Source organism: Nocardia ninae NBRC 108245 (assembly GCF_007990755.1).
GTDB classification, from domain to species: Bacteria; Actinomycetota; Actinomycetes; order Mycobacteriales; family Mycobacteriaceae; genus Nocardia; species Nocardia ninae.
Genome location: NZ_BJXA01000052.1, coordinates 16420 through 38807, shown reverse-complemented (window position 1 = coordinate 38807; position 22388 = coordinate 16420). Strand labels below are relative to the sequence as shown.

Below are 22388 nucleotides of genomic sequence, written 5' to 3'. Positions count from 1 at the left end.
GGATCAGGTCACTCTGCCTTCGGCGGGCGGTGGCCCGCCGGCCAGAACGGTGGCGACTCCCTCGGCGATCCGGCGCCGGCAACTGCGCTCGGATTCCAGCGAGAGAAACGCACGGTGCGCGGAAACGACCACGTCGTCGCGGGTCAGCAGCTTGCGCGCGGTCGGATCGTCGTTGGGGTCCTCGGGGGTGAACACGTCCGAGGCGAAGCCGCCGAGCCGCCCGGCCTCGAGTGTGTCGAGCACGGCGGCCGGGTCGACCAGCCGGCCTCTGGCGGTGTTGACGAGCAGCGCACCCGGCCGGACCGCGGCCAGTGCGGCGGCATCGATGAGCCGGTCGGTCTCGCCGGTCAGCGCCGCGTGGATCACCACTGCGTCTGCGGCGCCGAACAATTCGGCCAAGTCGGTGGCGGCGGTGACGCCGTAGCCTGCCATCAGGTCGGCCGAGACGTACGGGTCGTAGGCGATGACTTTCTGGTAGAAAGCCTGGAGTTTCCGCGCGGTCGCCCGGCCGATGCGACCGAACCCGATGATGCCCGCGGTACACGTCGACACCCGGCGTGGCACCCCGCCCGCGTGGATGTTCCACTGGCTGTTCTTGACAAGGCGATCTTGGGTGCAGACCTTGCGTTCCAGCGCGAGCAGCAGCGCGAGGGTGTGGGTGCTGACCTCGTCGACGCAATAGTCGGGCACGTTGAACGACACGATGCCGGTGCCGGCGAGTAGCGGGGCGTTCAGGTTATCGATGCCGACCCCGCTGCGAGCGATCACCCGACAGGTCGGCCCGACCGCTTCCAGCAGCTCCGGGGTCACCTGGCAGCGATAGATCACCAGGGCGTCGGCACCGCGCACATGGTCGTGAAAAGCCGGGCCCTGCAACTGATATCGGCCTTCGAACAGTCCGAGGCGTAGATCGATGTCATCGCCGAAGGCAGCGCGTTCGATATCGGCCCTGGCGAGATCCGGCTGTCCCAGGTCGTTCAGCGCCCAGGCGGGATCGGTGTAGACGACGCGCAAACTTCTCTCCCGTGCTGCTCAAGAGTCGTAGCCCCAGCCGCGATTGTCACGGCGGCCACGCCGCAAGGTGGACACCGCGGCATAGGTATTGGTCAGTTCGTACAGATCGAGGTAGCCGAGGTGTCGGCCGGAACCGAGCTTGAGCACCGCGCCGTCGCCGGACCAGTGGTGCGTCACGAACGGCGCGACCCACGCCGACGCATCGACGCTCAGCTCCGCGTGTTCCTCGCGCCCGTCGGCGTTGGTCCAGTGCAGGGTGGGTGAGCCGGAGGTCACCAGATAATGGGACTCGGCCGGTTCGCGCAGGTCGGCACCGTGCCCGGACACGAGCATGAAGAGTCCGGTGAGATCGGGCAGATGCGGGGCGGAGGCCGTCGAGGTGACCTGATAGCCCTTGAAAGCCCTTGTCTCCCTGCGACATTCTTCGATGTCCTTGAAGGTTTTACCCACAGCGTCGTGCCTGGTGGCGGGCCGGATCAGTAGCCGGTAATCGAAGCCGAGCGTCGTCCCCAGTGCACGCAGCAGTTCGATACCGCCCTCGTCGAGCGCCGCGACGAGATCCGCTTCGCCTGCGCCGAGCAGGGCTGCGGCCGATTCGAGGGTGTGCCCGCGGCGATCCAGCAGCAGGGTGGCGACCTGTTGCGGGGCCGGGCCTTCTTCGAGCCGGCCGAACATCGCGTGCGCGGCGGGGTCCGACCAATCGTTGACGTCTTCGATCAACCCGGTGAGCGAAGACTGACCGGTATAGGACACGATCCGGGCCGGGGCGGCCCCGGCCAGTGAGTAGGTGTGCGGGCAGTACGACGGCTCGACGTAGGAGTCGCCGACGATCCAATTGTCCGCTCCGGCATTGGCTCTGATCACCTGCCAGGTCGCCTCGCTGAGCTTCTCGCCCCAACGCCCGTGGATATCACCGGGACCGAGATTGATGGTGATAGCCGGCTCCAGATGCCCATTGTTCAAGGCGGGCAGACGATCTGCGGGGCACAGGATGTCGAGAATGACCGGCGCGACCGCGCCCTGCGGCGCCGCCATTGTGTAGTAGTTGTAGAAATGGATGCTGTCGCGCTGGATGGGGCGCCGGGTGTCGTGCAGGTCCTGCGCGGTGCGGACCAGCACGGTCAGCCCGGACCGTCCGCTGGCGGCGAACTGCTCCGGGGTGATCTGTAGCGCGCGGGCCACCGCGGCGGCGAGCTCGTCCGGCCACTCCTCGCTCGACATCAATTTCTCGAGCTGTTCGTGGTCCAGGCCGACGGCGTCCGCGGTCTGGCCGGTCGTCATCTTCCTGGTGTTCAGCCAGTGCATGACCTTGTAATTGTCAACGCGCATAGTCTCTCTCCGCGGTCCCGGCCAACAGATGAGTCAGGGCTGCCACATCCACGCGGCGCGGGTTGTTGCCCGCGCGGTCGTAAGCGAGTGCTTCGGTGGCGATTCGAGGTGCGTCGTGGCGGATGTCCGGCGGCGCGGGCAGTGCGGGTGATCGCGCGAGTTGCTCGATCTTCCCGGCCAACGACTCGACGGTGGTTTCGCCCGCCGCCTGCACCACCCGGATGATGGCGTCGCGCACCCGCTGGGCGCCGCGCGGATCGGTGCAGTCGTCGCCGACGAGGGCGTTGTATCGCAGCACCGATGCCAGCGTGAGTCCGCACGCGTGGCCGTGGCCGAGTCCGTGGCGCAGCGTCAGCGGGTACGACATCGCGTGGCACACAGTGGTTCCCGCGATGGCGATGGCCCGCCCGGCGAGGTGACCGGCGAGCAATGCCGCATGTCGTTCGGCCGAGCCCAGGCCGTGGTGTGGCCGGTCCAGCAACTCCGCCAACAGGTTCCAGGCGGTGGCACCGAGCCATTCGGACTGCTCGTCGGCGCGGATCGACCACGCGCCCTCCAAGCCCTGCGCGAGGGTGTCCAACAGGCAACTGACGAAGTATGACTCGGGCAGCCCGGCGATCAGATCCGGGTCGAGAATCGCCGTCACCGGTCGGAGGGCAGCGCCGCGCAGGGAGAGCTTGCGGCCCTGGTCCCGATGCCAGATCGTGGCGAACGGTGTGGCTTCGGCACCTGTTCCGGGTGTCGTGGGCAGGGCGATGATCGGCGGAACGTCCTCGGCGCCTGCCTCTTCCGCGCAGGCGCGCACCACCAGCTCAGGTGTGGGATCGGCGCTGATCGACAGCGCCGCAGCGGCTTTGCCCGCATCCATGACGCTGCCGCCGCCGACCGCGAGCACCACGTCGGCGCGATGGGCCCGCATCTCGCGAGCCAGCAGCGCGACGGATTCGGGCGTCGGCAGGCCCGAGTGTGTCACGACGTGCAGCGGAAACGAACGTAGTGCTGCCAGCAGTGGCTCGGACCAGCTATGCCGTGCGAAGCTGCCGCCGGTTATCACCAGTACTCGCGGGGCCCGCGCTGTACCTGCCGCAGCGGCAACGACTTCGGTGGCGACCTCGGCAGCGCGCATGCCGACGATCGTGCGAGGCGAGTTCAGCAGCAAGGTGCTGTCTCGAACATCGGCGGCATCCATCAACCACCTGCCTCCATCGGAAGAACACGAGCCGGCAACTACCGCAGGGCACCTCGGAACGGACGCCGGCAGCACGTCGGACACCGCCCGTGGACCGGCGGGTGCCCGCCACGGACAAGCTGTCCCCTCGGTGTCCCCCCGGTGCTCGGACAGGGTTTTTTGCGTGAATACAAGGTACCGTAGGCCCGGTGAATATCGGCGAATATCACATTCGCCGCCCCGCCGGTCCCCTGGGAGTCGCATGAACATCGACGGCGCCGAAGTGCGACAGACGACCGACGGCTACCGCGCGCAGGTTTCCCGAAACCAATTGCGGTTCGCGACAATTGCAGAGTCCTATGCCGGCGGACAGGCCCGCCGTCTCGACGTCGAACTGCTCGCCGAGCTGATCCGCCCGCTGGAGTTCGAGCGCGCCCTCGACGTGGCCACCGGCACCGCGGCCGCCGCGGCGGTGGCCGCGAAAGTCGGTGTGCGCCCGAAGATCATCGGGGTCGACTCGTCGGCGCAGATGCTGGCGCAGGCGCGCGCCAACGGCGAGGTGGACTCGGTGCAGCTGGTGGTCGCGCTGGTCGAGGAACTGCCGTTCGCGGACGGCACTTTCGATCTCGTCATGTGCACGCGGGCGCTGCACCACGTGCGGCGCCCGGAGATCGTCGTCGCCGAAATGGCGCGGGTGGTACGACCCGGCGGTCATGTCGTCATCGCGGACAACGTCACCGGGCTCTCCGGCGCTGCCCACGAACAGTTCGAGCAGATACAGCGCGTCCGCGACCCGGGACACGCGACGACGCAGACCGAGCAACAGCTCCTGGACCTGCTGCGGGACAACTCCCTGGACGTGGTCGAGGGGCACCGGACCACCAGTTTCCGGCCACTGGACGAGTGGCTGCACGACGGCGGCGCGGGCCCGGCGGAGTCGGCCGAGATACGGCGACAGTTGTTGCCGCTCGGGCACATCGATGACGACGGCAACTTCGGAACGAGCGTCGTGCTGCGGGAAGGCGAGGTCGCCGGACTGCAGCAGGCGATGTCGTGGATCAAGGCGCAGCGAAGCGACGCGATCTAGCACGGGGACACCGACCTCGTCGTAGCATGAACAGACTTGACGCCTGGGGGTCCCCGTGGACATCACTTCGCTTGATGCCGGAATCAATGAGCCGGAACTCATCGAGTTCACGCAGCACCTCGTGCGCACGCACGCTTTGGGAGAAGTCGGCCGCGGTGAGCGCGCGGTAGCGGAGTTCCTGCTCGCGAAGATCCGGGAATGGGACTGGGCGGTAGAGCTTTTCGACGCAGGCGGCCGCCCCAACATCGTGGTGACGTTGACCGGCGGCGGCGGGCCTGGTCCGACACTGGCCTTCGAAGGTCATATGGACGTGGTGACCGAAGGCGATCCCGACCAGTGGACCGTCGATCCGTTCGGCGGCGAGATCCGTGACGGGAAGCTCTACGGACGTGGCTCCGCCGACATGAAGTCGGGTGTCGCGGCAATGCTGTACGGGGCACGGGCATTACAGCTGTCCGGTCCGTTCCCCGGCCGGGTCCGGCTACTGCTGCTGGCCGACGAAGAGGGCATGATGACCGGGGCCAAGGCGTCGGTGGCCCAGGGCTTCGTCCAGGACGTCGACGGCGTGATCTGCTGTGAGCCCGAAGGCGACGAGGTGTGCCCGACGTCGAAGGGCGCGATCCGGCTCCGGGTGGACTTCACGGGCGTGATGAGCCACGGCGCGATGCCGTGGCAGGGCCGCAACACGTTACCCGCGATGGCCAGGGTGATGCTGGGCCTGGAAGAGCTGGAAGAGCGGCTGATCGAGGAAGTGGGCAGCCGGACCTCGCTCGGGTCGCCGTCCATCACCCCGACGGTGATCCAGGCAGGCACCGCGGATCAGATGAACACGATCCCGGGCACGAGTTCGCTGTTCCTGGATGTGCGCACCGTCGCGGGGGTGGACCACGAGACGCTGCTGAAGCGGATCGGCGAGTGCGTCGACACCGCGGCACGCGAACGCGGGATCGGATCCTCGGTCACCGTGATCGACGATCGACCATGGGTCGAAACCGGTTCGGACACACCACTTGTCACCGCGCTGGTCGACGCGCACGAGGTTGTCAACGGCGTCCGCCCCGTCCTCGGCGCGGTACCGGGGACCACCGACGGCACCATCCTGACCCACTACGGAAATGTCCCGAGCGTGGTGTACGGGCCCGGTGGAAAATGGATCGCGCACATGGTCGACGAGTATGTCGAGGTTAACGACCTGAAACGGTACGCGCTGACGTATGCGGTTGCGGCACATCGCTTCCTGCATGAAGGCTCGCGAACGTGAGTCTGCCTGGCGAGACCAGGTTGCCCTTGACGCCGGGGCAGCATCTGCTCGACTTCCTGGAATCGATCCGGCCCGGCGGCGCGGCGGAAGCGTTCAATATCTCCTTCCGGCTCACGATCGACGGGGCGCTCGACCGCAGCCGACTGTTCGACGCCGTCGCCCGGAGCATCGAACGGCATGCGGCGTTGCGGACTGCCGTGGTTCGCGGGCGCGGGATGTCCGAGCAGGTCATCGGTTCCGGCACCGAAGCCGAAACCACCGTGCTGGCCGCGACATTGGGGAACCGGTACGAGCCGGGCATCGAAGAGGCGCTGGTCGAGCACAACAACGCACCCTTCGACCTCACCAGGCCACCGTTGGTCCGCGTGCTGCTGCTGGAGGACGAGCAGGCGCAGCGGCGGCTGCTCCAGGTGACGGTGCATCACAGCGCGGCCGACGCATGGTCGCTGGAGGTGCTGAAACGCGATGTCGGACAGTACTACCGCGCGGCGGGCGGACTGGCATCCGAGCCCGAGCCGCTAGAGGTGGACTACGGGCAGATCGTCCTGGACGAGCTAGCCGCACTGGAGTCACCGGAGGCGGCGCAAGCCCGCGACTTCTGGCCGGAATACCTCGGCTCCCTCGATGTTCTGCAGATAGCCGGCAAGGACGCGGGGGAGGGCGCACTGACCAGCCGGGGCGATCGTGGCTTATCACCCGCGGAAACCGCTGCGGTGCGCGGCTTGGCGGGCAAACTGCGGGCGACTCCGTTCATGGTGATCGCCGCGGCTTACGGTTTCGTGCTCGGGCACCTCGGTGGCAGCGACGCCTACCTCATGCCGACCTTCAGCCACGGGCGCCGGGATCCGCGGTTCCATCAGTCGGTGGCCATGCTCTTCAATCCCTTCGTGATCAAGTTCCAGTGGTCACCGGAGCTGTCCTTCGCGGAACTGGTCACGTCGTTCAAGCAGAACTGCCTGCTGGCTTATCGGTTTCAGTGGTACCCCTTCATCGAGGTCCTCGAGGAGTGTCCGGACCTGTCCGTTTCACTGATCGACCCGAACAGTGGCCTGTGCCCGGTGCAGATGCTCAATGTCCCGAAGGCTCCGGCGGGTGCGGCACTGTTCGGACCCGACTGTGCCGCAGCGGATTACGCCCTGCACCGGACGTCGGTGGGCAACGTGCTGCCGATCGACGGCCTGCTCACGATCAAGGGAACACAGGAGATACTGGCCATGACGTTCAATGCGGCCCGGCGATTGTGGGACGACGAATTCGCGTCGGCCATGTGCGCGACCGTCGCCGAGGTCTGTCTCGCGGCAGCGCGGCATCCCGATATCGCGCTGCGGCAACTGGCCGGCACCGTCGACCGTCGCTTCCGCAGCACCCTGTGGAGTGTCTGATGGTTTCGTCGAAAGTGGCCGTCGTGGACGGCGCGAACGGGTACGTGGCCAGCAACACGATCTGCGAACTGCTCAAACGCGGCGTCCGGGTGAAAGCCCTTGCCCGAGGGGCTCGGACGCGCGTCTTCGAGGCGCTCGAGTCGGCGTCCATCATCGACGGGGACATCCCACCCGACGTCAGCGACCTGGAGACCTTCGACTGCGAGTTGACCCAGGAGAATCTGGGCATCGACGATTTCGTCGCCGCGACGATCTTCTCCGAGCCCTGCGACTTCTGGCATTTCGCTGCGGCCGTTGACCTTTCGCCGAACCGGCCCGCGCTCCTCCAGGATGTGAACACCAAGGGCACGGAGCGGGCGCTGCGCCTGTTCACCGAGTACAGCCGCCCCGGCTCCCGTTTCTTCCTGATCAGCACCGCCTACGTCGGCGGCGTATCGGACACGCCCACCGAGGAGGCATGGCTGCCCATCACCGGCGACACCCAGTTCCGGACGGTGTACGAGGCCACCAAATGCGCTGGGGAACTGGTCTTTCGGGATTTCATGCGGGAGCACGGCGTCGAGGGCGCCGTCTTTCGGCTCGGGCAGGTGGTCGGCTCCGCCAAGACCGCGCACACCACCTCGGATTTCGGCATCTACAACTTCATGTCGAACATGCGGCGGGTAGCCAGGCGCTTCCCGGGCGGCGACGCGGCTGTGCAAGTCGCCGACGGTGCGACCCTCAACCTGGTCCCCATCGATACCTGCGTGGAGTGGCTGCTCGGCCTGGCTGAGGCCGACAACCTGCCGCAGATCGTCAACCTGACCGACCGGGTCGGTGTCTCGGCCGCGGAGACGGTCACCCTGGTCGGCGCGGGACTCGGCATGACACTGCATGCGGTGCGGCCGCAGGAGTGGGAGCAGCGCAACCTCACCGCGCTCGACCGAGCGGTAGCTACCCGCATGGCATACACCGGTAAGTACTTGCTGGAACGCATCGAATTCGACCGGCGCAACCTGGAATCGGTGCTGCACGTTCCCGACGAGGTCTGTGATCTGGCACTCGTCGAACGACTGGTCACCTGGTACCTGAAGTAGTACCAAGCACTGTCCTTGCTGGTAGCGGCCAGTCGGTGGGCGTCGAAGCCCTTCGTGCCGGGTTGCGTTTCGGAGTGACCTGGATCACAATTTGATGACAGTCGGGCCGATTCCACCTGAAAGCTTTCCATAAGCTTTGCGAAGTCTTTACTATTAGCTAGACCTTCGCGTCACCGGGTCGCCGCTCTCGAGCGGTTGAGCTACGCCCACCTTCGATGCCAGTACATGTTCCACCGATGAACCGGGACGGAAACCGCCCGGCGAAGGAGAAATATGTTCACCGACACCGATCGCGCACCACGGACGCCGCGTGTGGGGAAGGGCAGTGCGCCGATGGCGACCGCGCCGGCGGACTCGCTCGGGCATGCCGGGCGTTGCCGCCATGGCCCCGGTGCCCGCGGTGACCGTGGACGGGACCACGGAATCCGACGATGAGGTTCGCTGTGTTGCCGCACCGCCGGTGCAATCCCAGAGACGGCCCCGTCGGCGCCGCTGCGCCCATGTGAGGCAGGCCATAACGCGGTGAGCGCGGAGTTTACGCGCAGTTAGCCCCGTTCTCAGGCTTTGCTTAGTCTTTACTCATAGCCTTGCATCGGTTTACATCTCGACCCATTGGTGCGTCGAGACCTGCTTCACCGCGAGATGCCGGTTCGCGGTCGTGTGCCCCCTGCTGGACATGTTGATCGTCAACCGACCCCGGACTTCGCGCCGGGTTCGGCGAAGGAGAAAGTCATGGCTGTCGAGAACGATTTGGCCCCACCGATTACACCGCCGGTCCCAGCGGACTCGGGTCCTGGTCCCGGACCCCTGTCCGAACGCCTGCAATCAATCCTCCGGCACGATGTGCCCGCTTCCATCGTGGTTTTCCTCGTCGCGTTGCCGCTGTCCCTCGGCATCGCGGTCGCCTCCGGCGCGCCCGTCGCCGCCGGTCTCATCGCCGCTGTGGTCGGCGGTATCGTCGTCGGCCTGATGGGCGGCTCCGTTCTTCAGGTGAGTGGTCCGGCCGCCGGCCTCACCGTGGTGGTGGCCGAGTCCATCAACCAATTCGGTTGGAAAACAACCTGTTTCATCGCCGCTGCGGCCGGTGTGCTGCAAATCCTGTTCGGGCTGAGCAGGATCGCGCGTGGCGCGCTCGCCGTCGCGCCGGTGGTGGTGCACGCGATGCTGGCCGGTATCGGCATCACCATTGCGCTGCAACAGATTCACGTGCTGCTCGGCGGTTCATCGCACAGCTCGGCGTGGAAGAACATCACCCAGCTGCCCGATCAGCTGATGTCGCTGCACGGCGGCGACGCGTTCATCGGCGCCGTGGTGATCGCCATCATGCTCGGCTGGAAATACGCGCCCGCCCGGCTCCGCCTCGTCCCCGGCCCGCTGGTCGCGGTGTTCGCGGCGACCGTGCTGGCCATGGTGCTGCCGACCGGCGCCGAACGAATCGTGTTGAACGGCTCGCTGTTCGACGCGATCGGGCTGCCCGAGCTGCCGCGCGGCGACTGGTCCGCCGTGGTGCTGATGGTCCTCACCATCGCCTTGATCGCCAGCGTGGAAAGCCTGCTGTCCGCCGTCGCCGTGGACAAGATGCACTCGGGTCAGCGCACCAACTTCGATCGTGAGCTCATCGGTCAGGGCTCGGCCAACGTGCTCTCCGGCCTGCTCGGTGGCCTGCCGGTCACCGGCGTGATCGTGCGCAGCGCGACCAACGTGCAGGCGGGTGCGCGCAGCCGCGCCTCGGCGGTGCTGCACGGCTGCTGGATTCTGCTGTTCTCGGTGGCGCTGGCCGCTGTGGTGCAACAGATTCCGAAGGCAGCGCTGGCCGGTTTGTTGATCGTGATCGGCATGCAGCTGGTCAAGATCGCGCACATTCGACTGGCCCGGCGCACCGGCGACCTGCTCGTGTACGTCGTCACCGTGGTGTCGGTGGTGTTCCTCAATCTGCTGGAGGGCGTGCTGATCGGCCTGGCGCTGGCCTTCGGTCTGCTGCTGTGGCGGGTGGTGCGAGTCGCCATCAGCGCCAGGCAGATTCCGGGTTCGCAGCGCTGGATGGTCACCATCGACGGCTCCTGCACCTTCCTCGCGCTGCCGAAGCTGTCCGCGGAGTTCGCGAAGATACCCGCCGACGCCGACGTCACCGTCGAGATGACCGTCGACTTCCTCGACCACGCCGCCTTCGACGCCATCGAGGACTGGGTGCGTCAGCAGGAAAGCAACGGCGGCAGTGTCGATTTCGTGGAGATCGGCAGCGCCAAAATGGCGCACGCGACGGCCGGACCGCCCTCGCGCGGCTTCGGGCGCGCGGTGTGGACCGACATCCTCGGCCCGTGGCGGCGCAACGAGCACGCCGACCCGATCGCGGCCGGTGTCGCCGCGTACCACCGCAGCCACGCGCACGTCGTGCGCCCGCACCTGGACGAGCTGCGCGACAGCCAGGATCCGGACTCGTTCTTCCTCACCTGCGCGGACTCGCGGATCGTGCCGAACATGATCACCAACAGCGGGCCGGGTGACCTGTTCACCGTGCGCAATGTGGGCAACCTGGTGCCCGCCGTCGGCGACCCGTCGGTGGACGCCGCGCTGGTCTTCGCGTTGGAAGAGTTGAACGTCCGCTCCATCGTGGTCTGCGGCCACTCCTCGTGCGGTGCCATGAAGGCCCTGCACTCCGGGGCGCAGGCCGGTCCGGAGATCGACAAGTGGCTCGCGCACGCGCACCCGAGCCTGGACCGATTCCGGCGCGGGCACCCGGTGGCGATCGCCGCCGCGCGGGCCGGCTTCGGCGAGGTGGACCAGCTGAGCATGGTGAACGTGGCGGTGCAGTTGGAGAACCTGCAACGGCATCCCGCGGTGCGTTCGGCCGTCGCCGAGCGCGGCGTGACGGTGTCCGGTCTGTTCTTCGATATCGCCAGCGCGCGCGTCATCGAGATCACCGAGAACGGACTGGCCCACATCGACGACGAGGTGGGTCATCGGGTGACGCCCGAGCTCGTCTGAGTCAGGACCAGCGAGCCCGCTCGAACCGCGCGGTTCGAGCGGGCTCGCTCGCGCCATGGACAGGACCGGGCGTTCTCGTACGCTGGGAGAGGTGACCGCCGAGTTGGAAACAAGATCGACGCAGACGGAGACGGGTTGGCGCGCCTTCCGGACCCGTGTCGCCGCGCGACCTACGCTGAACCTCGCCTATCGGATCGGGGTCGCGTTGGTCGGCACCGCGGTGCTCGCCGTCGGAATCGTCACGATTCCCTACCCCGGACCCGGCTGGGCGATCGTGTTCGCCGGACTGGGCATCCTCGCCACCGAATTCGCCTGGGCACAACGGGCTCTCGGCTGGCTGCGGGACAAGTACCGGCAGGGTATGGCGTGGTACTCCGCACGGGGTGCCGCCATGCGGGTGTTCGCAGCGACCGCTACCTTCGTGCTGGTTGTCGCGACACTGTGGGCATTGGGCACGTTCGGGATGGTCGGCAGCTGGATCGGAGTCGAGTCGCAATGGTTACGCAGTCCCCTGAAGTGGTGAACACCGTCCCCGGCCGGACGCTGACGCAGCCGGACTGGCTGGCGGCCCGGATCACGGAGATGGGGCACTCCTGGGGTACGACCTCACCGCGGATCGCGGGCACGCTGTGGTGGTGCATGGTCGCCTCGGCACTGGTCGAACAGATCGCCCGCGCGTACGCACACGGCGAACAAGCCGCAGAGCCGCTGCTGGACCGTTTCGACTGTGCGGTCCGCCCGGACGGCGGTGTGGAACGCATCCACCTCCTCGCCGGACCCGACGAACCCACCGAGCCCGGCGCGGCCCTGCGGGAAACCCTTGCCGCCGTGATCACCCCGGTCGCCGAAGTCTCCGGCGCGGGCATCCCGGCCCTCTGGGCGATCGTCGCCGACGCGGTCGGCAACCGAGCCCTCGACGCGGGCTCCCCGGCCGCAGGCACCCGGCTGGCTACCGAGATCGGCGGCAAACTCCCCATCCCGCGCTTCGTCGACGTCGGCGGCCGCACCTTCGTCAAACGCATCTCCTGCTGCCTGGTCTTCGAAGTCCCCAACTGCGAGATGTGCACCAGTTGCCCCAAACGCCCCGCGGCGGAACGCGAGTCCCTCCTGAAACAACTGGCCGCAGACAACTGACGCGGGTTTGCTGAGGCGCCAACCGATTTCGCAAGAAATGGGTAACTCGCCGGGCACGGGCCAACTGTCCAACCTCCACCCTGCCGGTCGCCAACGGCACTTTCCACGCACCCGTATACGGCCTGAGTACGCGGAGGGGCGGGTGAGCATCTGGCCTGAATTCGCGGGGACGCGGGCGAGCATCTGGCTGAATACCCGGAGAGGCGGGTATTGCGCGTGCACGGGGGTGGGGGGTTGCCGATAGCATGGTCGCGCTGGGGCACTCGATGCCCTGGCATTGAACCGCGGGGATTTTGCCCCGCACCCGAGAAACTCCAAGGAGAGCACTGCCGTGACCACCTCAGCCCGCACCACCCCTGCCCCCCGCGTCCGGGTGCCGGCGGGGACGACGGCGGGTGCCGCAGTGCGCGAGGCTGGTCTGCCGACCAAGGGTCCGGACACCATCGTCGTCGTGCGCGACGCCGAGGGCCTCAAGGACCTGTCCTGGACCCCGGACACCGACGTCGAGGTGGAGGCGGTCGCCGCCGACACCGAGGACGGCCGCAGTGTCATCCGGCATTCCGCCGCGCACGTGCTCGCGCAGGCGGTGCAGCAGGAGTTCCCCGAGGCCAAGCTCGGCATCGGCCCGCCGATCAAGGACGGCTTCTACTACGACTTCCAGGTCGACCGGCCGTTCACCCCGGAGGATCTGGCGAAGCTGGAATCCCGGATGAAGAAGATCGTCAAAGGCGCGCAGCGGTTTTCCCGGCGTGTGGTCGAGGTCGAGGACGCCAGGGTCGAGCTGGCCAAGGAGCCGTTCAAGCTGGAGCTGATCAGCGACAAGTCGGGCATCGACGATCCCGAGGTGATGGAGGTCGGCGGCAAAGAGCTGACCATCTACGACAACCTGGATCCGCGCACCGGTGAACGCGTCTGGGGCGATCTGTGTCGCGGCCCGCACATCCCGACCACCAAGTTCATCCCGGCCTTCAAGCTCACCCGTAGCTCGGCCGCCTACTGGCGCGGCGATCAGGACCGCGAGGATCTGCAGCGCGTCTACGGCACCGCGTGGGAATCGCAGGAGGCGCTCGATGAGTACCTGCATCTGCTGGCCGAGGCCGAACGCCGCGACCACCGCAAACTCGGTCTGGAACTCGACCTGTTCAGTTTCCCGGACGAGCTCGGTTCCGGCCTGCCGGTGTTCCACCCCAAGGGCGGCATCATCCGCAAGGAGATGGAGGAGTTCTCCCGGCGCCAGCATGTGGCGGCGGGCTACGAGTTCGTGAACACCCCGCACATCACCAAGGGGCACCTGTTCGAGGTCTCCGGTCACCTGGACTGGTACCGCGACGGCATGTTCCCGGCGATGCACCTGGACGCGGAGCTGAACGAGGACGGCACCGTCCGCAAGCCGGGCCAGGACTACTACGTCAAGCCGATGAACTGCCCGATGCACAACCTGATCTTCCGGGCGCGTGGCCGGTCGTATCGGGAACTGCCGTTGCGGCTCTTCGAGTTCGGCTCGGTGTACCGCTACGAGAAGTCCGGCGTGGTGCACGGCCTGACCCGGGTGCGCGGCATGACCCAGGACGACGCGCACATCTACTGCACCAAAGAGCAGATGCACGCCGAGCTCACCAGCACCCTGCAGTTCGTGCTCGGTCTGCTGAAGGACTACGGCCTCGACGACTTCTACCTGGAGCTCTCCACCAAGGACCCGAAGAAGTTCGTCGGCTCCGACGAGATCTGGGAGGAGGCCACCGAGACCCTGTCCAAGGTGGCCTCGGCCTCCGGGCTCGAGCTGGTGCCCGATCCGGGCGGCGCCGCGTTCTACGGCCCGAAGATCTCCGTGCAGGCCAAGGACGCGCTGGGCCGCACCTGGCAGATGTCGACCATCCAGCTCGACTTCAACCTGCCGGAGCGGTTCAACCTGGAATACACCGCCTCCGATGGCACCAAGCAGCGTCCGGTGATGATCCACCGCGCGCTGTTCGGCTCGATCGAGCGGTTCTTCGGCGTGCTCACCGAGCACTATGCCGGCGCGTTCCCCGCGTGGCTGTCGCCGGTGCAGGTCGTCGGCATCCCGGTCGCGGAAGCCTTTGCGCCGCACCTGGATCGGGTGATCGAGCGGCTGCAGGACGCGGGCATCCGGGCCCAGGTGGACCGCAGCGACGACCGGATGCAGAAGAAGATCTTCAACAACACCGCACAGAAGGTGCCGTTCATGCTGCTCGCCGGCGAGCGCGACGTCGCCGCCGACGCGGTGAGCTTCCGATTCCGCGACGGAACTCAGGTGAACGGGGTGCCGGTCGCCGACGCGGTTGCCACCATTGTGGAATGGATTGCGAACCGGGAGAACGCTTCTCCGACCGCGGCGGGTTTCGAGATCAAGGGTGCGGGATGACCGAGCGCACGACCCCGGACGGGTTCACCGAGCTGAACGACGCCACGGAGCAGAACAGCATCGTGGACCGCGGCGCGGGTGAACCGGACCGGTTACAGCGGCTGTGGACGCCGTACCGGATGTCCTACATCGCCGAGGCGGCGGCTACCGACCCCGCCTCGACCGGGCATCCGTTCACCGACATTCCCAAGATGTCCGATGAGGACGGTCTGGTCATCGCGCGCGGTGAGCTGGTGTACGCGGTGCTCAACCTGTACCCGTACAACCCGGGCCACATGATGGTGGTGCCGTACCGCAAGGTGGCCAACCTCGAAGACCTCACCCTGGCCGAGGGCACCGAGCTGATGGCGTTCACCCAGCAGGCCATCCGGGTGATGAAGCGGGTGTCGCGGCCGCACGGCTTCAACGTCGGCCTGAATCTCGGTGGCGTGGCCGGTGGTTCGCTGGCCGACCACCTACACCAGCACATCGTCCCGCGCTGGGGCGGCGACGCGAACTTCATCACCGTGGTCGGCGGGGCCAAGGTGATGCCGCAGCTGCTCCGGGAGACGAGGGCGCTGCTGTCGGCAGCCTGGAAGGAAGTCGACTAGAAGTGCTGAGCTTCTTCGGCCGCGATACGTTTGCCAAAGCGACTGCGCCGCTGGGCAAAGCGCTGGTGAGCACCGGGCTCACCCCGGATGCGGTGACGGTCATCGGCACCACCGCGTCGATCGCCGCCGCGGTCACTCTGTTCCCGACCGGACATCTGTTCTGGGGGACCATGGTGATCTGGTTGTTCGTCATGTTCGACATGCTCGACGGCGCGATGGCCCGGGCGCGCGGCGGCGGCACGAAATACGGTGCGGTGCTCGACGCCACCTGTGACCGGGTCGCCGACGGCGCCATCTTCGCCGGCCTGGCGTGGTGGGCGGTGTACCACGAGAACCACAAGCCGCTGTTCGCCGCGACGCTGGTGGTACTGGTGAGCTCGCAGGTGATTTCGTACGCCAAGGCACGCGCGGAAGCCAGCGGGCTCTCCGCCGACGGCGGGCTCATCGAGCGGCCGGATCGGCTCATCATCGTGCTGGTCGGCGCCGGGTTGACCGGCATCGGCGGGTACTGGGGCATCGACTGGCTCACCTACGCGGTGCATGTCGCGATGTGGGTGCTCGCGGTGCTCAGCATCGTGACGGTGTTCCAGCGGGTGCTCGCGGTGCGCCGTTCGCCGGGTGCGCGCGATGTGATCACGCCCGCGCAGCCGCGCAATTCGGCACCGGAGCAAGACCCGGCGCAGTCCGACAAGCCGGCGCAGCCCGAAAACCCCTCGGCGGGAACGGCGAACGCGACGGAGCTGCCGACGTGAGACCGCCCTATCGTGGCGGTGTGGTGCAGGGAACGGGGCAATGGTCATGAGTATCGGGGAGCGGTTGAGCGACGCCGGTTACGCGGCGGGCTGGCGGCTGGTGCGGGCATTGCCCGAGACGACGGCGCGGCGGTTGTTCGACTGGGGCGCCGATCGGGTCGCCGGCAAGGCGAATCGGCAGTTCCGTGCCGGTGGCGCGCCGAACCAGTTGCGGCGCAACCTGGCCCGGGTGATCGGCGGTCCCCCCGCGGAGGTGCCGGACGAGCTGATCCAGGCGAGCGTTCGCTCCTACGCGCGGTACTGGCGTGAAGCGTTCCGGCTGCCCTCGATGGACCACGCGGCGATCGGTCAGCTCACGCTGGAAGGGCAGTCGAACCTGGAGACGGGGTTGGCCGCCGGACGCGGCGTCGTCCTGGTGCTGCCGCATTCCGGTAACTGGGATATGGCGGGGGTGTGGCTGGTGCAGAACCACGGCACCTTCGCGACCGTCATGGAACGGTTGAAGCCGGAGTCGCTGTTCGAACGTTTCGTCGCCTACCGGTCGAGCCTCGGTTTCGAGGTGTTCCCGCTGACCGGCGGCGAACAGCCACCGTTCGGTCAACTGGCCGACCGGCTGCGCGAGAACAAGGCGATCTGCCTGCTGGGGGAGCGCGACCTGACCGGCCGCGGCGTCCCGGTCACCTTCTTCGGCGAGCGCACCTGGATGCCCGCCGGCGCCGCCAAACTGGCCATCGAGACCGGTGCGGCGTTGCTGCCGGTGCATACCTGGTTCACCGCCGACGGCGGGGAGGGCTGGGGGATGAAAGTCGAAGCGCCGATTGATGTTTCGAACGGCGTCGCGGCGGCCACCCAGGCCCTGGCGGACCGGTTCGCGGCGAATATCGCCGAGCATCCGGCGGATTGGCACATGCTGCAACCGCTGTGGGAGAGCGATCTGTCCGAGGCGCGGCGCGGCCGTATCGCGGCGGCGCAGGACGATTCGAACACCGCGGCGAACTCGGACGGCGCCGCATGAAGATCGGCATGGTCTGTCCGTACTCGTTCGACGTGCCGGGCGGCGTGCAGGCCCACGTGGTCGAGCTGGCGAGAGTATTCATCGAACGCGGGCATCGGGTGAGCGTGCTCGCGCCCGCCTCGGAGGAGACGGAGCTGCCCGATTTCGTGGTGTCCGCCGGTCGCGCGGTGGCGATCCCGTACAACGGGTCGGTGGCCCGACTGTCCTTCGGTCCGATGGCCTACACCAGGATTCGGCGCTGGATCGACGGCAACGATTTCGACGTGCTGCACATTCACGAGCCCAACGCGCCGAGCCTGTCGATGCTCGCGCTGAAGATCGCCGAGGGCCCGATCGTCGCCACCTTCCACACTTCGACCACGAAGTCGTTGATACTCAGTACCTTTCAGGGCGTGCTGCGGCCGTACCACGAGAAGATCAGCGGCCGGATCGCCGTCTCGGAGCTGGCCCGGCGCTGGCAGGTGGAGGCGCTCGGCTCCGACGCGGTGGAGATCCCCAACGGGGTCGACGTGCCCGCCTTCGCGCGGGCGCCGATGCTGCCCGAGTATCCGCGGGCGGGCCGGACCGTGCTGTTCCTCGGCCGCTATGACGAACCACGCAAGGGGATGGACGTGCTGCTCGGCGCGCTGCCCGAGTTGGTGCGCAGGCACAAGGACTTACAGGTCCTCATCGTCGGCCGCGGGGACGAGGAGCGGCTGCGCCGCGAGGCGGGGCCGCTCGCCGGGCACCTGCGCTTCCTCGGCCAGGTGTCGGACGCGGAGAAGGCCTCGGCCATGCGCAGCGCGGACGTCTACGTCGCGCCCAACCTCGGCGGTGAGAGCTTCGGCATCATCCTGATCGAGGCGATGGCCGCCGGAACCGCCGTGGTGGCCAGCGAATTGGACGCCTTCCGCCGGGTGCTGCGCGACGGGACGGCGGGTGAGCTGGTGCCGGTGGGTGATTCGGCGGCGCTGGCGACAGCGATCGATGGTCTGCTCACCGACGACAGCCGCCGGGCGGCCTTGGTGCACACGGCCACCCAGGTGGTCGGCGAGTACGACTGGCCCGTGGTGGCCGAACAGATCCTGCGGGTGTACGAGACGGTCACCATCGGCGACACCAGGGTGCGGGCCGCCGGATGATCACCTTCTCCGCCACCACGGTTCTCGTCCTCGCGCTGATCGCGGCGGTCATCGTCGCGCTCGGCATCTGGGCCTACTCGACCGCCAACCGGCTCGACCGGCTGCACGTGCGCTCCGATCAGTCCTGGCAGGCGCTCGACGCGGCGCTGGGCCGGCGGGCGGTGGTGGCCAGATCGGTCGCGGCGGCGATCGCGGACCCGGTGGCCGATCCGGCGCTGGCCGATCAGGCCAAAGTTCTTGCCCACCTTGCCGATCGCGCCGAGCGGGCCGGGCGCGCCGATCGCGAGACGGTGGAGAACCGGCTCTCCGCGGCGCTGTCGACGATCGATATCGAGAAGCTGCGCCCGCAGATGGTGGCCGAGCTGGCCGACGCCGAGGCGCGGGTGCTGATCGCTCGCCGCTTCCACAACGACGCGGTCCGCGACACCCTCGCGCTGCGCACCCGCCGGTCGGTGCGCATCCTGCACCTCGGTGGCACGGCGCCGCTGCCCACCTACTTCGAGATCACCGAGCGCGCCACCCCGGCCGCGTCCACCGGGCTCACCGTCGACACCACCCGCACCACCGCCCGCATCGTGCTGTTCGACGAGGAGGGGCGCACGCTGCTGATGCGCGGCAACGACCCGACGACACCCGACGTGTCGTTCTGGTTCACCGTTGGCGGCGGCGTCGACCCTGAGGAGACCCTGCGCGAAGCGGCCGTTCGTGAGCTCTACGAGGAGACCGGCTACCAGGCCGATCCGGAGAGCCTGCGCGGCCCGATCTGGCGCCGCGTCGCGGTGTTCCCCTTCGACGGCGACCTGATCCGCTCCGAAGAACTGTTCTTCGCGCTCCGCGTGCCCGCCTACGAGCCGCAGGCGACGAACCTGACCGCCATCGAACGCCGCTCCATCACCGGCAATAAATGGTGCACCGCAGCGGATATCGTCGCCTTCGACCGCGCGGGCGAGACCGTCTACCCCTATAACCTGGACCAACTGCTTCCCGAAGCCGCGGCCGCCGCCGACAGTGCCACCGACCCGGAGGTCCGCTCGATCCGCTGACGCGATGTGATGTGTTTCACGATCGTGCTACGGTCGCGACTGGATGGCAGCGGGCTGGGTAGTGCTTACTTCAGGCACTCGGACTTCGGTGCCGCGAACCCCGCCGTCGGCGGGGGAAAAATGCTCGGTGTGCGGAGGTACCGTTGTACATGTCCTACCTGCTCTACGATTTCCTGCTGCCGGTCATCGGGCCCGCCGCCGCCGAGTACTGGGCGCAGTTGCTGGTTGTGGGTCCGCTCTGAGCGACGCCGGAAGATAGCGGGGCCAACACATTTGCCCCGCGGCACCGGTAAGCCACTTTTCCTGGTCTGGCCGAGCGGTCCAGTGCACCGCACCGGCGGACAGAGCCCCTGGTAGGTGACAAGGCCAGTCATCTCCGACTGGCTATCAAGTGGCCTGGGTGGCCCGCCTAGAATTGGGTCGATTCCATCCCTTGCGACCGATTGGCGCAGATGACCCAGGAGTTTGCCGTGACTACGCCCGAGACCACCCAGACCATCGGCACCGCCCGCGTGAAGCGCGGCATGGCCGAGATGCTCAAGGGCGGGGTGATCATGGACGTCGTCACCCCCGACCAGGCCAAGATCGCCGAAGACGCCGGTGCGGTCGCGGTGATGGCGCTGGAGCGGGTGCCCGCCGACATCCGTGCGCAGGGTGGCGTGTCCCGGATGAGCGACCCCGACATGATCGACGGCATCATCGCCGCCGTCTCCATCCCGGTCATGGCGAAGGCCCGCATCGGCCACTTCGTGGAGGCGCAGATCCTGCAGAGCCTCGGCGTCGACTACATCGACGAGTCCGAGGTGCTGACCCCCGCCGACTACACCAACCACATCGAGAAGTGGAACTTCACCGTGCCGTTCGTGTGCGGCGCCACCAACCTGGGTGAGGCGCTGCGCCGAATCACCGAGGGTGCGGCCATGATTCGCTCGAAGGGCGAGGCGGGCACCGGTGACGTCTCCAACGCCACCACGCACATGCGCAAGATCCGCCAGGAGATCCGCAGGCTGTCCTCGCTGCCCGCCGACGAGCTGTTCGTCGCCGCCAAGGAGCTGCAGGCGCCCTACGAGCTGGTCCGCGAGGTCGCCGAGACCGGCAAGCTGCCCGTCGTGCTGTTCACCGCGGGCGGCATCGCCACCCCCGCCGACGCCGCGATGATGATGCAGCTCGGCGCCGAAGGCGTGTTCGTCGGCTCCGGCATCTTCAAGTCCGGCAACCCCGCCGAGCGGGCCGCCGCCATCGTCAAGGCGACCACCTTCCACGACGACCCCGATGTGCTCGCGAAGGTTTCGCGTGGACTCGGCGAGGCCATGGTCGGCATCAACGTCGAGGAGCTGCCGGTGGATCACCGGCTCGCCGAGCGCGGTTGGTGATTCCACGCCTCAGGGTTTGGTGAACTTTCACGAGCAGGGACTCTTCGGAGTCCCTGCTCGTGTGCGTCAGGGGCATCGCGGCGACGCGACTCTTCTCCGCGCCATACCGTCGTCTTACTGTTCTCACAATTGTCCTGGGTAACTTCACGTTTCGATGCCCGTCGACCGCCGCGTCGGTAGTTCGTGCCGCATCACCGTCGATGTACCAGCCCAACTTAAGGACGAGCAGATGAACCTTCGTAAGACCGGACGCATGGCGATTGCCGGTTTGGCCATCGTGGCCGCACTGGGCCTGACGGCCTGCGGCAGCGATGACAAGAAGGATCCGCCGCAGCCGTCCCGCACCACGACCAGCGCCGCCGCCAGCGCGAACCAGCCCCCGCCGCCCACTGTTGCGGAGCTGAACGAACTGCTGCAGAAGGCGCTCGATCCGGCGGTACCCAGCGCGGAGAAGCTGGACCTCGTGCAGGGCATCGAGGCCGACCCGGACCTGCCCAACCGCCTTGCTGCGGCGTACAAGGATGCGAACGCCAAGTCGGAGATCACCGGAGTGACCGCTTTCGGCGATTCCGTCAGCGCCCAGGGCAAACTGACCATCAACGGTGCCGAGAACCCCATCGACGTGCCCTTCGTCCTCGACAACGGCAAGTGGAAGGTGCAGAAAGGTTGGGCCTGCAACGCGCTGACCGCTCTGAACCTCCAGTCCCCGGCCTGCTCCTGATCGACCGCAGGGGCGACTGACGCCCGTCGAGTGGCACATGGTTGCGGCAGACGCTGAGAAGCGCTGCAACCGTGTGCCATTCGCGTTTGGTGGGTAGCGCTGCCATCTCGATACATGGATATGCGCATCTAACTATCGATACGCACTTGGATAGCTGGGAACTGCGGAACAGAAAGCAAGGAGCCGAGGGGTCAGGGGAGGCGGAGCGCTGGGCGGGCAGGGTGGTCCCAGCGGATGAAGAAGGTTGGGGCGGTGGGGGTTTCGAGGAGGGCGGGGATGGTCCAGTGGTCTTCGGGTGGGGTGCTGCGTCGTAGCGCCGGTTCCGACATGGCCAGGTGGACGGTCACGTCGAAGGGGAGGGACTGGTTGAGCAGCATCGGCCCCGCGATGACGAGGACGGTGTCGGGGAGAGCTGGGCGGATGGGGGCGCGGGCCGAGCGGTCGGTGGTCTCGTTCCAGAGAGCGGGCAGCCAGCGGCCGTCGGTGTGCAGGGCGTCGATGACTTCGCGGCGGAGGGCTTCGTAGTCGAACCAGGCTGTCCGGTAGGAGATTTCGTCCACGCCGTACTCCATGCGGAGGGAGGCAGGGCGGACGTAGTCGTGCAGCGACACCACTTCTGCGGGTCTGCCGGTGTCGTGCAGGGCGGCGGCGGTCCGGTGGGCGAGGTCGGCGGGGTGGGCGGCGTCGGCACCGTCGATCGCGAGCACCCGATAGCCGGGCAGGGTGCGGACGTGTTCGACGAGACGCTCGACGAGGGCGTCCTGGGTGATCGGGACGAACTGTGGCACCGGTCTATCAGAGCAAACGGTGAGCACGGCCCTCGTCGGCGGCATGCGCGAACGCAGGCGCTCGCGGTGCTTCGTCGCGGCCGGAAGAGGTAAGGGCGTCCGGCTGGTGGGAGCGGAATCCCGGACGGCCGAGGACGAGCCGGTCAGCGCGGCGAGTTAATCTCAG

20 protein-coding genes are annotated in these 22388 nt (G+C 67.6%); 16 read left to right on the top strand and 4 right to left on the bottom strand.

Annotated features, from left to right (window positions below):
- Nucleotides 1–3: 3 nt before the first annotated feature.
- From NN4_RS29690 to NN4_RS29680, 3 genes are read right to left on the bottom strand one after another with little or no spacing between them, the layout of a single operon-like run.
- Complete coding sequence (locus NN4_RS29690; RefSeq protein ID WP_147138470.1) at nucleotides 4–1014, bottom strand: C-terminal binding protein; 1011 nt, start codon at nucleotides 1012–1014, stop codon at nucleotides 4–6.
- Between the two features lie 18 nt (nucleotides 1015–1032).
- A complete protein-coding gene (locus NN4_RS29685) occupies nucleotides 1033–2343 on the bottom strand; it encodes a cupin domain-containing protein (RefSeq protein ID WP_147138468.1) in 1311 nt (436 codons plus the stop codon).
- On the bottom strand, nucleotides 2333–3532 hold the full coding sequence (locus tag NN4_RS29680) for a phosphonoacetaldehyde reductase (protein WP_186818692.1): 1200 nt from the start codon (nucleotides 3530–3532) through the stop codon (nucleotides 2333–2335). The genes NN4_RS29685 and NN4_RS29680 overlap by 11 nt, the downstream gene beginning before the upstream one ends.
- Nucleotides 3533–3773: 241 nt before the next feature.
- Here NN4_RS29680 and NN4_RS29675 point away from each other — a divergent pair, with 241 nt between their 5' ends.
- From NN4_RS29675 to NN4_RS29605, 15 genes are all read left to right on the top strand, one after another.
- Complete coding sequence (locus NN4_RS29675; RefSeq protein ID WP_186818691.1) at nucleotides 3774–4598, top strand: class I SAM-dependent methyltransferase; 825 nt, start codon at nucleotides 3774–3776, stop codon at nucleotides 4596–4598.
- A gap of 55 nt (nucleotides 4599–4653) precedes the next feature.
- Nucleotides 4654–5859, top strand: coding sequence for a M20 family metallopeptidase (locus NN4_RS29670; protein ID WP_147138464.1), 1206 nt, complete (start codon nucleotides 4654–4656; stop codon nucleotides 5857–5859).
- Nucleotides 5856–7241: a condensation domain-containing protein gene (locus NN4_RS29665; RefSeq protein ID WP_147138461.1), complete on the top strand. Its 1386-nt coding sequence runs from the start codon at nucleotides 5856–5858 to the stop codon at nucleotides 7239–7241. The genes NN4_RS29670 and NN4_RS29665 overlap by 4 nt, the downstream gene beginning before the upstream one ends.
- Nucleotides 7241–8317, top strand: coding sequence for an SDR family oxidoreductase (locus tag NN4_RS29660; protein WP_147138460.1), 1077 nt, complete (start codon nucleotides 7241–7243; stop codon nucleotides 8315–8317). The genes NN4_RS29665 and NN4_RS29660 overlap by 1 nt, the downstream gene beginning before the upstream one ends.
- A gap of 732 nt (nucleotides 8318–9049) precedes the next feature.
- Nucleotides 9050–11302, top strand: a complete 2253-nt coding sequence (locus tag NN4_RS29655; protein WP_147138457.1) for a SulP family inorganic anion transporter — start codon at nucleotides 9050–9052, stop codon at nucleotides 11300–11302.
- Between the two features lie 91 nt (nucleotides 11303–11393).
- The gene (locus tag NN4_RS29650; RefSeq protein WP_246181155.1) at nucleotides 11394–11825 is read left to right on the top strand and encodes a TIGR02611 family protein; all 432 of its coding nucleotides are present in this window, start codon (nucleotides 11394–11396) and stop codon (nucleotides 11823–11825) included.
- Complete coding sequence (locus tag NN4_RS29645; protein WP_186818690.1) at nucleotides 11798–12436, top strand: (2Fe-2S)-binding protein; 639 nt, start codon at nucleotides 11798–11800, stop codon at nucleotides 12434–12436. Before NN4_RS29650 ends, NN4_RS29645 begins: the two co-directional genes overlap by 28 nt.
- Before the next feature lie 331 nt (nucleotides 12437–12767).
- Nucleotides 12768–14819: a threonine--tRNA ligase gene (thrS, locus tag NN4_RS29640; protein ID WP_147138453.1), complete on the top strand. Its 2052-nt coding sequence runs from the start codon at nucleotides 12768–12770 to the stop codon at nucleotides 14817–14819.
- Nucleotides 14816–15409, top strand: coding sequence for an ATP adenylyltransferase (locus tag NN4_RS29635; protein ID WP_147138450.1), 594 nt, complete (start codon nucleotides 14816–14818; stop codon nucleotides 15407–15409). Before thrS ends, NN4_RS29635 begins: the two co-directional genes overlap by 4 nt.
- A 2-nt stretch (nucleotides 15410–15411) precedes the next feature.
- Nucleotides 15412–16161 (top strand): phosphatidylinositol phosphate synthase, encoded by a 750-nt coding sequence (gene pgsA, locus NN4_RS29630; RefSeq protein WP_147138448.1) that lies wholly within the window; start codon nucleotides 15412–15414, stop codon nucleotides 16159–16161.
- Between the two features lie 46 nt (nucleotides 16162–16207).
- Nucleotides 16208–17176 carry a phosphatidylinositol mannoside acyltransferase gene (locus NN4_RS29625; protein WP_147138446.1) on the top strand — a complete coding sequence of 323 codons (969 nt, stop codon included), beginning with the start codon at nucleotides 16208–16210 and terminating at the stop codon, nucleotides 17174–17176.
- Nucleotides 17173–18297: a glycosyltransferase family 4 protein gene (locus NN4_RS29620; RefSeq protein ID WP_147138444.1), complete on the top strand. Its 1125-nt coding sequence runs from the start codon at nucleotides 17173–17175 to the stop codon at nucleotides 18295–18297. Before NN4_RS29625 ends, NN4_RS29620 begins: the two co-directional genes overlap by 4 nt.
- Nucleotides 18297–19340 carry an NUDIX hydrolase gene (locus tag NN4_RS46675; protein WP_147138537.1) on the top strand — a complete coding sequence of 348 codons (1044 nt, stop codon included), beginning with the start codon at nucleotides 18297–18299 and terminating at the stop codon, nucleotides 19338–19340. The genes NN4_RS29620 and NN4_RS46675 overlap by 1 nt, the downstream gene beginning before the upstream one ends.
- A gap of 470 nt (nucleotides 19341–19810) precedes the next feature.
- On the top strand, nucleotides 19811–20713 hold the full coding sequence (pdxS, locus tag NN4_RS29610) for a pyridoxal 5'-phosphate synthase lyase subunit PdxS (RefSeq protein ID WP_199856798.1): 903 nt from the start codon (nucleotides 19811–19813) through the stop codon (nucleotides 20711–20713).
- A 229-nt stretch (nucleotides 20714–20942) separates the two neighbouring features.
- Nucleotides 20943–21434 carry a WKL family lipoprotein gene (locus NN4_RS29605; protein ID WP_186818689.1) on the top strand — a complete coding sequence of 164 codons (492 nt, stop codon included), beginning with the start codon at nucleotides 20943–20945 and terminating at the stop codon, nucleotides 21432–21434.
- 191 nt (nucleotides 21435–21625) lie between these two features.
- Here the strand turns inward: NN4_RS29605 and NN4_RS29600 are convergent, their stop codons facing one another.
- Nucleotides 21626–22222: a nucleoside/nucleotide kinase family protein gene (locus tag NN4_RS29600; protein ID WP_246181154.1), complete on the bottom strand. Its 597-nt coding sequence runs from the start codon at nucleotides 22220–22222 to the stop codon at nucleotides 21626–21628.
- Nucleotides 22223–22241: 19 nt separating this feature from the next.
- Between NN4_RS29600 and NN4_RS45245 the strand changes: the two genes are divergently transcribed.
- A complete protein-coding gene (locus NN4_RS45245; RefSeq protein WP_186818699.1) occupies nucleotides 22242–22382 on the top strand; it encodes a hypothetical protein in 141 nt (46 codons plus the stop codon).
- Nucleotides 22383–22388: the final 6 nt, after the last annotated feature.

Bases quoted from the DNA above. Each gene is read 5' to 3' on its own strand.
- NN4_RS29635 (WP_147138450.1), top strand. From the start codon at position 14,816: ATGACCGAGCGCACGACCCCGGACGGGTTCACCGAGCTGAACGACGCC.
- NN4_RS29645 (WP_186818690.1), top strand. From the start codon at position 11,798: ATGGTTACGCAGTCCCCTGAAGTGGTGAACACCGTCCCCGGCCGGACG.
- NN4_RS29620 (WP_147138444.1), top strand. From the start codon at position 17,173: ATGAAGATCGGCATGGTCTGTCCGTACTCGTTCGACGTGCCGGGCGGC.
- NN4_RS29680 (WP_186818692.1), bottom strand. From the start codon at position 3,532: ATGGATGCCGCCGATGTTCGAGACAGCACCTTGCTGCTGAACTCGCCT.
- NN4_RS29655 (WP_147138457.1), top strand. From the start codon at position 9,050: ATGGCTGTCGAGAACGATTTGGCCCCACCGATTACACCGCCGGTCCCA.
- NN4_RS29605 (WP_186818689.1), top strand. From the start codon at position 20,943: ATGAACCTTCGTAAGACCGGACGCATGGCGATTGCCGGTTTGGCCATC.
- NN4_RS29625 (WP_147138446.1), top strand. From the start codon at position 16,208: ATGAGTATCGGGGAGCGGTTGAGCGACGCCGGTTACGCGGCGGGCTGG.
- NN4_RS29675 (WP_186818691.1), top strand. From the start codon at position 3,774: ATGAACATCGACGGCGCCGAAGTGCGACAGACGACCGACGGCTACCGC.
- NN4_RS29685 (WP_147138468.1), bottom strand. From the start codon at position 2,343: ATGCGCGTTGACAATTACAAGGTCATGCACTGGCTGAACACCAGGAAG.
- NN4_RS29660 (WP_147138460.1), top strand. From the start codon at position 7,241: ATGGTTTCGTCGAAAGTGGCCGTCGTGGACGGCGCGAACGGGTACGTG.